The 13,738-nt window shown below is 61.8% G+C and carries 11 protein-coding genes and 1 tRNA gene; 6 read left to right on the top strand and 6 right to left on the bottom strand.

Translation table 11 applies throughout. The features are described from left to right. Positions 1 to 229 precede the first annotated feature (229 nt). Entirely contained in the window at positions 230 to 1,057 is an 828-nt protein-coding gene (gene gloB, locus AT302_RS07415) for a hydroxyacylglutathione hydrolase (RefSeq protein WP_058377875.1), read from the bottom strand. A 14-nt stretch (positions 1,058 to 1,071) separates the two neighbouring features. On the opposite strand from gloB, the gene AT302_RS07410 reads away from it, so the two are divergent. From AT302_RS07410 to AT302_RS07390, 5 genes are all read left to right on the top strand, one after another. Then, a complete protein-coding gene (locus AT302_RS07410) occupies positions 1,072 to 1,929 on the top strand; it encodes a methyltransferase domain-containing protein (RefSeq protein ID WP_058377874.1) in 858 nt (285 codons plus the stop codon). An 11-nt stretch (positions 1,930 to 1,940) separates the two neighbouring features. Further along, positions 1,941 to 2,387 carry a ribonuclease HI gene (rnhA, locus tag AT302_RS07405; RefSeq protein ID WP_058377873.1) on the top strand — a complete coding sequence of 149 codons (447 nt, stop codon included), beginning with the start codon at positions 1,941 to 1,943 and terminating at the stop codon, positions 2,385 to 2,387. 66 nt (positions 2,388 to 2,453) lie between these two features. Then, positions 2,454 to 3,191, top strand: a complete 738-nt coding sequence (gene dnaQ, locus AT302_RS07400) for a DNA polymerase III subunit epsilon (protein ID WP_058377872.1) — start codon at positions 2,454 to 2,456, stop codon at positions 3,189 to 3,191. Between the two features lie 255 nt (positions 3,192 to 3,446). Continuing rightward, a tRNA-Val gene (locus AT302_RS07395) sits at positions 3,447 to 3,521 on the top strand. A 466-nt stretch (positions 3,522 to 3,987) separates the two neighbouring features. Next, entirely contained in the window at positions 3,988 to 6,228 is a 2,241-nt protein-coding gene (locus tag AT302_RS07390) for an NADP-dependent isocitrate dehydrogenase (RefSeq protein ID WP_058377871.1), read from the top strand. A 196-nt stretch (positions 6,229 to 6,424) separates the two neighbouring features. Here the strand turns inward: AT302_RS07390 and AT302_RS07385 are convergent, their stop codons facing one another. Beyond that, the gene (locus AT302_RS07385) at positions 6,425 to 7,735 is read right to left on the bottom strand and encodes an MFS transporter (protein WP_058377870.1); all 1,311 of its coding nucleotides are present in this window, start codon (positions 7,733 to 7,735) and stop codon (positions 6,425 to 6,427) included. 543 nt (positions 7,736 to 8,278) lie between these two features. Between AT302_RS07385 and AT302_RS07380 the strand changes: the two genes are divergently transcribed. Continuing rightward, positions 8,279 to 9,184: a PhzF family phenazine biosynthesis protein gene (locus AT302_RS07380; protein ID WP_058377869.1), complete on the top strand. Its 906-nt coding sequence runs from the start codon at positions 8,279 to 8,281 to the stop codon at positions 9,182 to 9,184. Here the strand turns inward: AT302_RS07380 and AT302_RS07375 are convergent. The 4 genes from AT302_RS07375 to AT302_RS07360 all read right to left on the bottom strand — a co-directional run bounded on the left by AT302_RS07375 (position 9,159) and on the right by AT302_RS07360 (position 13,621). Then, positions 9,159 to 10,364 (bottom strand): arabinose transporter, encoded by a 1,206-nt coding sequence (locus AT302_RS07375; protein ID WP_058377868.1) that lies wholly within the window; start codon positions 10,362 to 10,364, stop codon positions 9,159 to 9,161. The genes AT302_RS07380 and AT302_RS07375 overlap by 26 nt on opposite strands. 400 nt (positions 10,365 to 10,764) lie before the next feature. Further along, on the bottom strand, positions 10,765 to 11,007 hold the full coding sequence (locus AT302_RS07370) for a hypothetical protein (protein WP_058377867.1): 243 nt from the start codon (positions 11,005 to 11,007) through the stop codon (positions 10,765 to 10,767). Positions 11,008 to 11,270: 263 nt separating this feature from the next. Then, positions 11,271 to 12,878 (bottom strand): Na/Pi cotransporter family protein, encoded by a 1,608-nt coding sequence (locus AT302_RS07365; RefSeq protein ID WP_058377866.1) that lies wholly within the window; start codon positions 12,876 to 12,878, stop codon positions 11,271 to 11,273. 92 nt (positions 12,879 to 12,970) lie between these two features. After that, the gene (locus AT302_RS07360; RefSeq protein ID WP_058377865.1) at positions 12,971 to 13,621 is read right to left on the bottom strand and encodes a TetR/AcrR family transcriptional regulator; all 651 of its coding nucleotides are present in this window, start codon (positions 13,619 to 13,621) and stop codon (positions 12,971 to 12,973) included. Positions 13,622 to 13,738 lie beyond the last annotated feature (117 nt).

The following is a 13,738-nucleotide window of genomic DNA, read 5'->3' as shown; positions in this document are numbered from 1 at the left end:
TCAGGGTTATTCCTTAGATCGAAGGCCTGAATTGTCAACGCTTCGCCACACGTACTTCGCGCATTTTGCCCATATACGATGCCATCGATATGACACCGAAACATCACATCCGGGGCGATACGGCAAGGCGGAGCAGGCACCCGTGCAGGTGTCAACGCTCGGATTGGGACAGAGGTTATGGCACGTCAGGCTGTTGACAGCCTGACGTTCTCGCGACTAGTGAGCCCGCTTAACGGAAGGTATCTTTCCAGCCGCGCACGGTCGCGAAGACCGCTTCACGCGAGAGCGATGGGCGCCCGGCATGACCTTCGGCAGACGCCACCACCGCCGGGGCATCGCTGCGCAGGAACGGGTTGGTGGCGCGCTCTTGGGCGAGCGTCGTGGGCAGCGTGGGCTGACCTGCGGCACGCAGCGCTGTCGCCTTGTCGTGCCAGTTCACCAGCGCCTGATTGTCGGGATCGACCGCCAGCGCGAAGCGAATATTCGATAGCGTATATTCATGCGCGCAATGCACGAGCGAGGTCGGCGGCAACGCCGAGAGCTTGTCGAGCGACGTCAGCATCTGCGCTGGCGTGCCTTCGAAGAGTCGGCCGCAACCGCACGAGAACAGCGTGTCGCCGCAGAACAGCCGGGGTGCACCTGCCGCCCCTTCGCCGAGGAAGTAAGCGATGTGGCCCAGCGTATGACCGGGGACATCGACGACATTCAGCGTCATGGCCGGCGATTCGATCGTAAACGTCTCACCGCCTTCGTGCGGATGATCGACACAGGCGATCGGCTCGTGCGCCGGACCGTGCACCGGCACATTGAAGCGTGCAAGCAACGCGTCGACGCCACCGATGTGGTCGGCATGTTTGTGCGTGATGAGAATGGCGCGCAGCGTCAGATGGCGCGCATCGAGATAGGCGAGCACCGGCGCGGCGTCGCCCGGGTCCACGACCACGGCATCTTTGCCGTTATCGATGACCCAGAGATAATTGTCCTGGAACGCAGGGACGGGAAAGACGGTCAGTGTACCGGTCGACTGCCCGGTCACCGCATCTGCGTGCGCATCCATATATACTCGCCACCATGTCAGAACGTCCGATTATAGACTGGCCCGTTTGGCTCGTCTCACCGCCAGGCCGCTACGCGCTTGCATGGGAACAGGCCCTCTTCGACCAATGGGTCGGGGATCTGTTCGGCTATCATGCGCTGCAACTTGGCCGCCCCGAGCTCGATACGCTGCGCGAGAACCGCATGCCTTACCGGGGTCTCGTCCTCACCGCGCCGCGCGGCGCGGAAGCCCCTCCCCTGATGACCAAGGCCGCCAGTGATACCACCGGCAACCTGTCATGCGACACGGCATCGCCCGAGATGGTCACGCGCGACATCCTCGTTAGCCGCTTCGACGAATTACCTATCGCCACGGCCAGCACCGATCTCGTCGTGTTGCCGCACGTACTCGAATTTGCAGAAAACCCGCACGACATTCTTCGCGAAGTCGAGCGCATTCTGGTCCCCGAGGGGCAGGTGATCATCACCGGCTTCAACAATCTGAGTCTGTGGGGCGCCCGTGAAGAACTCGGCAAGCTGGCTGGCGCACCGTTCCTGCCGCCGGGGGCCGACCTGATCGCGTTCACGCGGCTCAAGGACTGGCTCAAGCTGCTCTCGTTCGATATCGACCGTGGCCGGTTCGGGTGCTACCGCCCGCCGCTGCGGGGCGAACACTGGCTGCAACGGTTCGACTTCATGGAACCGGCCGGCGACCGGTGGTGGCCGATTTTTGGTGCGCTTTATGCGGTGCGTGCGGTCAAGCGCGTGCGCGGCATGCGCTTGGTCGGCAAAGTGCGCAAGCGTATACTCGGCCTCCAGCCGGCTGCGGCGCCGGTGGCCACGCCCAACACGACGCATCGCAAGATCGCGGAAATGGCCGACCTGCCTGATTGATTGTTTGAGAGATAACCTTGCCGCAAGTTGATATCTATACCGACGGTGCCTGTAAAGGCAATCCCGGCCCCGGCGGCTGGGGCGCCCTGCTCGTCGCAGGCAAGCACCGCAAGGAACTGTTCGGCGGCGAAGCCAACACGACCAACAACCGCATGGAATTGCTCGCGGTGATCCGCGCGCTCGAGGCGCTGAACAAGCCCTGCCAGGTGGTGCTTCACACCGATTCGCAATACGTGCAGAAAGGCATCAGCGAGTGGATTCACGGCTGGAAGGCGCGCGGTTGGAAAACGGCCGCCAAGGAACCCGTGAAGAACGCCGACCTTTGGCAAGAACTCGATGCCGTCTCGCAAAAGCACGACATCGAGTGGCGCTGGGTGAAGGGCCACGCCGGTCACGAAGGCAACGAAGCCGCTGACCAACTCGCCAATCGCGGCGTCGAGAGTCTGCGCCGGGCATAGCCGCCTGCGCCCGCATCTCGATTTAGCCCGATGCCTGCAAGCCAATTCTGAAAGACACCGAACACCATGCGACAACTGATTCTCGATACCGAAACCACTGGCCTGAACCCCAGGACGGGTGACCGCCTGCTGGAAATCGGTTGCGTGGAACTGGTCAATCGCCGCCTGACCGGCAACAACCTGCACTTCTATATCAACCCCGAGCGCGACAGCGATCCGGGCGCATTGGCAGTGCACGGCCTGACCACCGAATTTCTCTCCGACAAACCGAAGTTTGCCGACGTGGCCGAAGAGCTGCGTGAGTATTGCCGTGGCGCCGAGATCATCATCCACAACGCGGCCTTCGATTTGGGCTTCCTCGACATGGAATTCGGCCGCATGGGCTGGCCGCCGTTTATGGAGAACTGCGCGAGCCTGATCGACACGCTGCTGCGTGCGCGCGAAATGTTCCCCGGCAAGCGCAACTCGCTCGATGCACTTTGCGAACGTCTGGGCGTGAACAACGCGCACCGTACGCTGCACGGCGCATTGCTCGACGCGGAATTGCTGGCCGACGTCTATCTGGCGATGACGCGGGGTCAGAAGAGCCTCGTGATCGACGCGGGCGATGGCGACGATGAGGACGGCAATCAGCGCGAGAAGATCTCGTTGCGTCAGTTCGAATTGCCGGTCATTCTTGCCGCCGCGGAAGAAGTGACGATGCACGACGGCGTGCTGAGCGAGATCGACAAGGGCATCAAGGGCACCTGCGTGTGGCGCACGGAACCGGCACCGCCTGAAGGCGAAGCGGCACCCGCAGCGTGAGTTGGCGATTTCTGCGAAATTTTCGCAGGAACCCCTTCACAAGCGCAAAAAACGTCCCTATAATCGCTTTCTTTGCTGCTTGCGAGTCATCGCAAGAAACGACGTGAAGTGATCGAGAGATATCATCACGACGGCAGCAAAATAAGATTAAAAGAAAGGTTGCAGACTTCTACGAAAACAGTTAAAGTTCTGCTCCTGATTGCGAAACGAAAGCTTCAGCAATCAACACTAAGTCATTGATTTAGTTAATGATTTGGGTGGTTAGCTCAGCGGTAGAGCACTGCCTTCACACGGCAGGGGTCACAGGTTCAATCCCTGTACCACCCACCAGTATTTCAGGCTTTTCCGACTCAGCGGTGAGTCAGTCCCCGAGACGGAAAAGCCCACCTCCGAAATACTGATTCTTGCGCAACTCCCTCCCCGCGCAATTTAATTCCCAGCAGTCCCGAAGTTGATCGCCTCATCCGCAACGGCGTCGTTTTCATTGCCTTTTTCGCGATGATCCGTTCGTATTTTTCGCTGCGCGTGCGTCGGCAAGCGTTGGCTTGTGCCTCGACACGGCCGCCTTGCCACCACCGCAAGGGCCGAGTGCCGCATGCTGCGGGCGTTTGAACCGTCCGACGGGGCCTATAGGGCGAGTCTTATATAAGACCTAAGCCTTCACATTACGAAAAGGCATTTCAGTTTTGCCCCCGACCCGTGTCACAATCAGGGAAATTCGCACATGGCTACCGGGCTGTTTCCAGTCGGCGGCGTTCCCCCACCTTTTCCTGATTCTTGGATTCGAGACTTCGCGATGAGTAAGCAGCAACCCAGCATCATCTACACCCTGACCGACGAAGCGCCGCTTCTGGCCACGAGCTCCTTCCTCCCGATCATTCGTACGTTTGCTGCGCCGGCCGGCGTGGCGGTCGAGACGAGCGACATTTCGGTCTCGGGCCGTATCCTCGGTGAGTTCCCCGAATTCCTGACGGAAGAACAGCGCGTGCCGGACAATCTGGCCGAACTGGGCCGTCTGACGCAAGACCCGGACACGAACATCATCAAGCTGCCGAACATCAGCGCATCGGTGTTCCAGCTCCAGAGCGCGATCAAGGAATTGCAATCGAAGGGTTACAAGATCCCCGACTTCCCGGAAGATCCGAAGACCGACGAAGAAAAGGCCATTCAAAAGCGCTATTCGAAGTGCCTCGGCTCGGCCGTGAACCCGGTCCTGCGTGAAGGCAACTCGGATCGCCGCGCCCCGCTCGCCGTTAAGAACTACGCCAAGAAGCACCCGCACAGCATGGGCAAGTGGAGCATGGCTTCGCGTACCCACGTCGCGCACATGACGCATGGCGACTTCTATCACGGCGAAAAGTCGATGACGATCGATCGCGCACGTGACGTCAAGATGGAACTCGTCACGACGAGCGGCAAGACGATCGTGCTCAAGCCGAAGGTCTCGCTGCTCGACGGCGAAATCATCGACAGCATGTTCATGAGCAAGAAGGCCCTGTGCGAGTTCTACGAAGCACAGATGGAAGATGCGCGCGAGACCGGTGTCATGTTCTCGCTGCACGTGAAAGCCACCATGATGAAGGTCTCGCACCCGATCGTGTTCGGCCACGCCGTGAAGATCTTCTACAAGGACGCCTTCGAGAAGCACGGCAAGCTGTTCGACCAACTGGGCGTGAACGTCAACAACGGCCTGGTCAATCTGTACGAAAAGCTCGAAACGCTGCCGAGCACGCAGCGCGAAGAAGTCATCCGCGATCTGCACGCGTGCCATGAGCACCGTCCGGAACTCGCGATGGTCGATTCGGCCAAGGGCATCTCGAATCTGCACGCCCCGAACGACGTGATCGTCGACGCCTCGATGCCGGCCATGATCCGCATCGGCGGCAAGATGTGGGGTGCCGATGGCCGTCCGAAGGACACCAAGGCCGTGATTCCGGAAAGCACGTTCGCGCGCATCTATCAGGAAATCATCAACTTCTGCAAAACCAACGGCAACTTCGACCCGACCACGATGGGTACGGTGCCGAACGTGGGCCTGATGGCGCAGAAGGCGGAAGAGTACGGCTCGCACGACAAGACGTTCGAGATCGCCGAAGACGGCGTGGCGAACATTGTCGACATCGCGACCGGCGAAGTCCTGCTGTCGCAAAACGTGGAAGCCGGGGACATCTGGCGTATGTGCCAGGTCAAGGACGCACCGATCCGCGACTGGGTGAAGCTCGCCGTGAACCGCGTGCGCAACTCGGGCATGCCGGCTGTGTTCTGGCTCGACCCGTACCGTCCGCACGAAGCCGAACTGATCAAGAAGGTCGAAACGTACCTGAAGGATTACGACACCAACGGTCTCGATATCCAGATCATGTCGCAAGTGCGCGCCATGCGTTACACCCTCGAGCGCGTGATTCGCGGTCTGGACACCATCTCGGTTACCGGCAACATTCTGCGCGACTACCTGACCGACCTGTTCCCGATCATGGAACTGGGCACCAGCGCCAAGATGCTGTCGATCGTGCCGCTGATGGCCGGTGGCGGCATGTACGAAACGGGTGCAGGCGGTTCGGCACCGAAGCACGTCAAGCAACTGGTGGAAGAAAACCATCTGCGTTGGGACTCGCTCGGCGAATTCCTCGCACTGGCCGTGTCGCTGGAAGACCTGGGCATCAAGACGGGTAACCAACGCGCCAAGATTCTCGCCAAGACGCTCGACGCTGCCACGGGCAAGCTGCTCGACAACAACAAGGGTCCGTCGCCGAAGACCGGCGAGCTGGACAACCGCGGCAGCCAGTTCTATCTGTCGATGTACTGGGCACAAGAACTGGCCGCGCAGAAGGACGACGCCGAGCTGCCCAAGCAATTCGCATCGCTGGCCAAGCAACTGACCGAGAACGAGAAGACCATCGTTGGCGAACTCGCCGACGTACAAGGCAAGCCGACCGACATCGGCGGCTACTACAAGCCGGACTTCGCGAAGCTCGATCTGGTCATGCGCCCGAGCAAGACGTTCAACGCCGCGCTGGAAAGCGTCGCGAAGGCGTAAGTCGTACCCCAAGCGATGCTTGTGTGACGTTGCAGCACGGGTGGCCCTTGCGGGCCGCTCTGCTGCCACCGATCTTCAACGCGTCGCACGCAGCAAATAAAAAAAAGCCGGCAATCCAATTGCCGGCTTTTTTATTTGTCTCGCCACCCGGCGCAAACCGGGTGACTGATGACATGAGACGATTACATCAATCGCATCAGCGATTGACCTGAGCCTTCGACTGCGTGAGTGCCAGCACGGCACCGAGCGCGAGCGCCGCCGACACGCAGTACATGCCTGCGTTGGTGCTTTGCGTCACGTCCTTGAGCCAGCCGATGATGAACGGGCTCACGAAGCCGGCCAGATTGCCGATCGAGTTGATCATGCCGATGGCCGCGGCTGCCGAGCCGCCCACGAGCAGTGCGCTCGGGTACGTCCAGAACACCGGCATCGTGGCCAGCATGCCTGCCGTGCCGATCGACAGCGCGACCATGGCCAGCGGCACGTTATTGCCCCACACCGTGCTCAGATACAGACCGATGGCACCGGCGAACGAGACCACGGCAAAGTGCCAGCGGCGCTCACCCGTGCGGTCCGAGCTGCGGGCCACGGTGATCATGCTCACGACAGCGCAAGCGTAGGGAATGGCGGTCAACAGACCGACGTCGAGCGCGCTCTTCACACCGCTGGCCTTGATCAGCGTCGGCAGATAGAAGCCGATGCCATAGAGGCCCATCATGCAGCAGAAGTAGATCAGTGCCATCAGCCACACGCGGCTGTTGGTGAACACCGACGCGATCGAGTGTTGTGCCTTGCCTGCGCCGTCCTGTGCGATGTTGTTCTCGAGAATCGTCTTCTCTTCGTCCGACAGCCACGAGGCCGAGCGGATGCCGTTCGGCAGGTACATCAGCGTGACCACGCCGAGGATCACCGACGGAATGGCTTCGATGAAGAACAGCCATTGCCATGCGGCCCAGCCGCCCACGCCATTGAATGCGGAGAGAATCCAGCCCGACAGCGGGCCGCCAAACACGCCGGCGATAGGAATACCGATCATGAACAGCGCGTTCATGCGCCCACGGCGTTGTGCCGGGAACCAGTACGTGAGATACAGCACGATGCCCGGGAAGAACCCGGCCTCTGCCACACCAAGGAAGAAGCGCACCAGATAGAACTGCGTCGGTGTCTTGACGAGCAGCGTAGCGGCCGAGAGCACGGCCCACGTGATCATGATGCGGGCGATCCAGCGACGGGCGCCGACCTTGTGCATGATGATGTTGCTCGGCACTTCAAAGAAGAAGTAACCGATGAAGAAGATGCCGGCCCCCAGACCGTACACCGTCTCGCTGAACTGAAGATCGTTCAGCATTTGCAGCTTGGCGAAGCCGACGTTCACGCGGTCAAGGTAGGCCGCGACGTAACACAGGAACAGGAACGGCAACAAACGCCAGGTGGCTTTCGCGTAGGCTTGCGCCTCGATTTCGCGCGTGCGTGCGCCGGTATTGGTACCGCTAGCGATAGTACTCATGGTCTCCACTTCGATCTTTTGGCTGCCCTCGCAGCCAGAACTGCCACTGCAACACTGCCTACGGACCACTCGCACCGATCACGCTGCCTTACCTACTCGACTGCTCTCACAGACCGCACGATTCTCGCGTGACGGGAATGCATCACACGGGGCCCGAAGCCTTGTCTCCGGACGTTGCGCCCCAGCCGGATAGGCCGATGCGCCACGGTTCTCACCCTGCCATCCCCTTTCGTTTTCGGGAGGCCGGCGCGATTGTAAACCAACAAACGCCGCTCGACTTCGAGCACTGATTCAGTCAATGGTTATTTTCTGAAAGTGCATGCGGTTTCGCTTGTCGTAACAATGTGACGTTCCACGCGAATTGACATCGCGCATCAATCGTCGCCATGTCATTCGCGCATCGCCTTGCCGTGCGGGCCACACCAGCACTGACACACCGGCAATATGCGGCGCGCGTCCGAAAATACCTTTTCGAAGAGGCTGACGGACACCCCGCGCAAAGCGTAATCTTTCACGATTGATTCCTGCGATTTCCCCACGCCTATGACGTTGCACAGCCCACTTCCGTTTTCACTTCCCGCACCGGCCGCTGTCTCGCTGGTCAGTGTTTTTCCGGCGGCCGACAACGGCGGCAACCCGGCCCCCATCGTGCTCGATGCCGATGCGATGAGCGCCGAAGACATGCGGCGTGTCGCGGCCCATTACGGCCACGAAAGCGCATTTGTCATGGCCCCTGAAGACAGCGGCAACGACTGGCGTTTCCGGTTCTTCGTGCCAAATCACGAGATGGAGATGTGCGGGCACGCGACGCTGGGGTCGTTGTGGGTGTTGCGACGCGAGGGGCGTTGGGACGGCAAGCCTGTGCGGATCGAAACGTTGAGCGGGATCGTCGAAGGCCGAGTGGCAGCCGACGGCGAGCATATTGAAGTCAGCCAACCGGCGGGACGCACGGAACCGATCATCGACGCGAGCGCCATCGCCGCCATTTGCGCGGCGTTGCGAATCTCGCCGGACGACATTGCGCTGGAGGGCATCTGTAATGCCGCCACCAGCCGCGTGAAGACCCTCGTCCCGTTGCGCAATGTGGCGCAACTGCAAGCGCTCCGACCCGACTTCGCAACGATGCTAGCCACCTGCGACGCCATCGGCTCCACGGGCTTGTACCCGTGTGCGCGCGAGGATGTCGGCGACGGCAAATCGCTGCCGATCTTGCAGGCCCGTCAATTTCCGCGTTCGTCGGGATATCCGGAAGATGCGGCGACCGGCATTGCGGCCGCCGCCCTGCTCTACGGCGCACGCCGTTTTGGTTGGCTGCGCCCGGGCGAGCGCGGCGTCGTGGTGCGTCAGGGCGTGGCGATGGGGCATCCGTCAGCCATCACCGTGACGCTACGCGATACGCTCGACGCCGCAGCCGGGTGCTGGATCAGCGGCGACGTGCACGCAATGTAACGACCACGACCGCACCGAGCACGGCCGCGACGGCACCGCAAAGAAACACAGCGCGATAGCCGAACGGATTGGCAACGGCACCGGCCAGCGGCCCGGTCAGCAGAATGGCGATGTCCTGAAACGCGGCATACGTCCCCAGACTGGTGCCGCGGCTGGCTGCCGGTGCGCGCTTAACGACTTCGATACCGAGCGACGGAAAGATCAGCGATGCACCGGCACCGGCGAGCGCCGTACCCACGAGTGCCACGCCTGCGCCCGGTGCTTGCCACACCAGCAGCAAACCCAGCGCTTCCACGATCATCGAAATCTGCGCGACGCGCAGATTGCCGAATCGCTCGGGCCAGCGCCCGCCGATCAGGCGCATCAGCACGAACGCCAGCCCGAATGCCGACAGCGCCAACGCGGCACCCGACCAGCGCGCCGAGTCGAAGAACAACACGACGAATGCGCCGACCACGGCGAAGCCGACCCCCTGCATGGCAAGGGCGAGCCCCGGCAAAAAGACGATGCGCAGCACCTGTGAGTACGGCAGTGCGCCGCCTGCGTGATGGGCGGGCGCGACGGCGGGAATGCGCGCGATCACACACCATCCGATGAACGGTAACAGACAGGTGGCGACGGCCACGCCCACGAGCGACGTGCTGCCGTAGAGCGAGAGCCCGACCGGCGCACCGACGGCGAGCGCCCCGAAGATGGCGGCACCGGTCCACGACATCACGCGGCCCGACTGCGGGGCACCGAGACTGCCGATGGCATAGGTGAGCGTGCCCGTAATGACGAGGCTTTCACCGACGCCCAGCAGCAAACGCGCGACCGTGAGCACGCCGAGGCGCGGCCCGGCGGGCAATACGAGCAGGCTGGTCGCGAGCAACGCGATGCCCGACAGTACGACGAACAGCAGGCCGCGTTGCAAGGCGACACGGGCGCCGCGCTGATCGGCGGTGCGTCCGGCGAACTTGCGGGTGAGCACTGTGGCCAGCGACTGAATGCCGACGGCGAAGCCGACGACGATGTTGTGATACCCGAGCGTGTCGTGCACGAACAGCGGCACGACCGAGAGCGACATGCCGATGGTCAGGCAGGCGAGAAACACATTGAGAGAAAAGCGCACCAGCAACGCGGTGGCGTTGGCGGGTGCTGCGGCAGCCGCTTGAGCGGGCGATGCAGCGGAAGACGACATGCGAGAAGACTCCACGTAAGACCGGCGCACACGACAAAGCAATGGCGATGCAGGCCGGCAGTCGAATGACCGCGACGCGGGAGGTCGTCAGGAAAATCGAATCGGGAAAATCAGGGGAAGGGAGACGCGCAGCGCGGAAGAGGACCGGCGCAATGGATGGCATTGTCCGGCGGTCGACATACGAACGCACACCCCTCGACCGATAAGCCGGACTGACCGACCGCTGTCGCGGAGAATGCGTTGGTTGACGTGAACGCTTACGTGACACCGGCACATCATCATGTGAGTCACATGAATCGTCACCGTCTGCCATCAATCATTTGCGGATTCTAGCGGGGCGTTTCGTGTAACGCAAGATGAGGTGACGCAGCGCAACAACACGAATCAACACGCGACGTCGTCAGCGACGGCCACAGTGGCCGGATGGCGGCAGACAGAAAATGAACCGCCCGGCTTTGACGAGTGGCGCATGCACCAAGACCCGGATCGGCACACGCGGTTCGCGCTCAGGCGGCAGGTCCGGCTTGTCGGAGGCGGTGAAAAAACTCAGGCCGACAAGGCCGAAGAACGTCACGTTGAGCACGACGAACGCACCTTTGTGCCGCTTGATGAGCGCGATCGCGTCCCGGATGAAATTCAGCACAACAGTCCTTAGCGGTGGATGGGGGGAGGTGCCACGACGCAAAGGATTCGACGAACGATTCCGCTAACGCAGCGTGCGTTAACTATAAATCAACAACAAACCAATTTGGTATTTTTTCTACCATATTGGTAGATATCGTTCTCGGTGCGATGTGCTGGCCGCCCTCCCCCTCGCCGCCCTCCCTCTCGCGCCGTCGCTCACTGTCGGCGATGGGTCACGCGACGTTGACACGGGGCACTGCGCCCTCTGAAACGCCCCGCCGGTCAGTCGATCGGGTCCGTGCCTCTCGCGAGACGCGTGCTTGCCTTGACCGTTTGTTGCAACGCGCGCCGCAGGGCGCTGTAGCGGCGCAGCGCTTCTTCCATGACGGCGATACGCACGGTGCCTGCTGCGCCGTCGGCGAGCAATTTCGCCTTGAGTCCGCCGTAAGAGGCTTCCATCGCGGCGGCGTGCGTCGTCAGCGACTGACCGCCATCGGCGGGCATGGCATCGCCTTCCACGTGATCGAGCAGTGCCGTCGCTTCGCGCAGGAAGGCGGCATAGACATCGGAGCCTGCCGTCGCCGTGGTCGTCTGGTCTCGCAGTGCCGCAGCGGCGACGGCTTGCTCCGCCGCGCTCTCGTAGTAGCGAAGTGTGCGCAGCGTGTCGGCCAGTGCCTGTGCAGCGGCGGCCTCCATCGCTACGCGGCTCATGCGCTCCGCGAACGTCTGGCACGCGCCGCCCAGGCGCGTGACCGAAGCGTGCTCTTGTGCCAGCACGCCGGCGCTGGTCCCGAGGAGTGCGCCGCGCACCATATGGCGGCACATATCGCCAAGTCGATCCACTTCGTGCTTGAGCGCTTCCACGGCCAGTTGCGGCACCTGAAGCACGTTGTCATCGAGAAACTGCGGCGCGCCCTCGTCCTCTTCCCGCGTCCGAAAACGCCGCTGTAGCCAGTGCAACAGCGGCGTGGCGAGCGGAATCATCAGCAGCACGCCGAGCACGTTGAACGTCGTGTGGAAGATGGCGAGCTTGATAGCCGGATCGTCGGTGTAGCCCAGCCATTTCATGGCAGCGGTAATCGCGCCGATCATCCATGGCAGAAGGAGCAGCGCCACCAACGCAGCGACGACGTTGAACGCGACGTGCGCCATGGCAGCCCGGCGCGCGTTGGGGGTGGCCCCGATGCCCGCAATGACGGCGGTCACCGTGGTGCCGACGTTCGCGCCGATCACGACAGCGGCAGCGCCTTGCGCGCCGAGCATGCCGTTTTGCGCAGCGGTCAACGTAATGGCCATCGCGGCAGCGGACGACTGCACGATGCAGGTCAGCACGAAACCCACGACGACTTGCAGCAGGACATCGAGTGGCCCTTCCCCGTCGGGCATACGAATCGCGCCGGCCATATCGATAAAGGCCGATTGCAGCAGGGAGATGCCGAAGAAGAGCAGGCCGAAACCGGCGAGTGCGTTACCGATGGCCCCGCGTCGCGAGCCTGCACCGGTGAGGCGCAAGGCAACACCGACTGCGATCATCGGCAGGGCGAAGGCATCGATATTGAATTTCAGGCCAATGACGGCGACGATCCAGCCCATCATCGTCGAGCCGAGGTTCGAGCCGAACATCAGCCAGAGCGCGCCGCCGAGCTTGAGCAGGCCCGCGTTGACGAACCCGATGGTGGCAATCGTCACGACCGATGACGACTGCGTGATGGCGGTGACCAGTACGCCCGAGGCGAAGGCTTGCCAGCGCGTGCGTGTGGCCCCGGCAAGGATACGTTCGAGAGCAGGTCCGGCGGCAAGTTTGAGGCCGTCGGACATCATCGACATGCCGACTAGAAAGATGCCGACACCGCCAGCCAGAATGCTTACCGCCTTGACGATTTCGCCCATGGAACGCGTTTCCTTAGTGCGACGGGAGAGAAGACACCCAAGCCTTACTTAAACGCCATGCAAACGACATTCAAACGACACTAAAACGACAATCAAACGTCTGCGCGCAAAACGCCCCAGCATAACCGGTAAAGCTCGTCCTCGAACTCCGGAGTGCCAAGCAATGGCGAGTCTTCGAGCGCTGCCGAGCGCAGCGTGCCCATGACGGCGCGGGTGAGCACGAACACCGTCGCGGCGGTAGGCGGGCGCATGCCCGGTGCATCGCGTCGAGCCATCGCGATGGCAATGTGTTCCGAGGCTTCGCGCAGGGCCTGCATGATGTTTTCGTGATGATCGAGTTGCCAGGCCATCTTGATGAGCGAGCGCTTCACGCGTCCGCCGGAGCCGAACGCTTCGATCAGCACACGCAGCCGCTCGCGAATCACGCGCTCCGGGTCAGCGCCCTCTTCTGCTGCGCGCGCGAGCCGTTCGTTGAGTTCGTCCATCACCCGACGGCGTTCGCGGGCAATCATCGCGAGCAGGATCGCTTCCTTGGTCGGGAAGTACTGATACAGCGTGCCGATCGAGAATCCGGCCTTCTTGGCAATACGATTGGTCGTCAGCGCACCCTCGCCTTCCTCGTCAAGAACCTGAGCAGTGGCCTCGAAAATGGTCTCCACCGTGTGTTGCGCGCGGGCTTGCATCGGCCGCTTTCGCATAGTGGACGGGGCATTGAGCGGGGCGGGCGATTTAGGTGTGGACATGTCGAAAAACCTGAGCGGGAAGCGAGTTGCGGCAAAGTGCGCAAGAAATGAATAATGCTCACATTCGTTGAGGAATTCAAGTGACGACACGCCGGTGGCACGAAACCCGGCCGTTGC

The organism is Pandoraea norimbergensis, assembly GCF_001465545.3.
Lineage (GTDB): Bacteria > Pseudomonadota > Gammaproteobacteria > Burkholderiales > Burkholderiaceae > Pandoraea > Pandoraea norimbergensis.
This window is presented reverse-complemented; position numbering and strand designations above follow the sequence as displayed.

What these genes read in the sequence shown, in the direction of transcription:
- gloB (WP_058377875.1), bottom strand. Translation starts at nt 1,057, where the DNA reads ATGGATGCGCACGCAGATGCGGTGACCGGGCAGTCGACCGGTACACTG.
- AT302_RS07410 (WP_058377874.1), top strand. Translation starts at nt 1,072, where the DNA reads ATGTCAGAACGTCCGATTATAGACTGGCCCGTTTGGCTCGTCTCACCG.
- dnaQ (WP_058377872.1), top strand. Translation starts at nt 2,454, where the DNA reads ATGCGACAACTGATTCTCGATACCGAAACCACTGGCCTGAACCCCAGG.
- AT302_RS07390 (WP_058377871.1), top strand. Translation starts at nt 3,988, where the DNA reads ATGAGTAAGCAGCAACCCAGCATCATCTACACCCTGACCGACGAAGCG.
- AT302_RS07385 (WP_058377870.1), bottom strand. Translation starts at nt 7,735, where the DNA reads ATGAGTACTATCGCTAGCGGTACCAATACCGGCGCACGCACGCGCGAA.
- AT302_RS07380 (WP_058377869.1), top strand. Translation starts at nt 8,279, where the DNA reads ATGACGTTGCACAGCCCACTTCCGTTTTCACTTCCCGCACCGGCCGCT.
- AT302_RS07375 (WP_058377868.1), bottom strand. Translation starts at nt 10,364, where the DNA reads ATGTCGTCTTCCGCTGCATCGCCCGCTCAAGCGGCTGCCGCAGCACCC.
- AT302_RS07365 (WP_058377866.1), bottom strand. Translation starts at nt 12,878, where the DNA reads ATGGGCGAAATCGTCAAGGCGGTAAGCATTCTGGCTGGCGGTGTCGGC.
- AT302_RS07360 (WP_058377865.1), bottom strand. Translation starts at nt 13,621, where the DNA reads ATGTCCACACCTAAATCGCCCGCCCCGCTCAATGCCCCGTCCACTATG.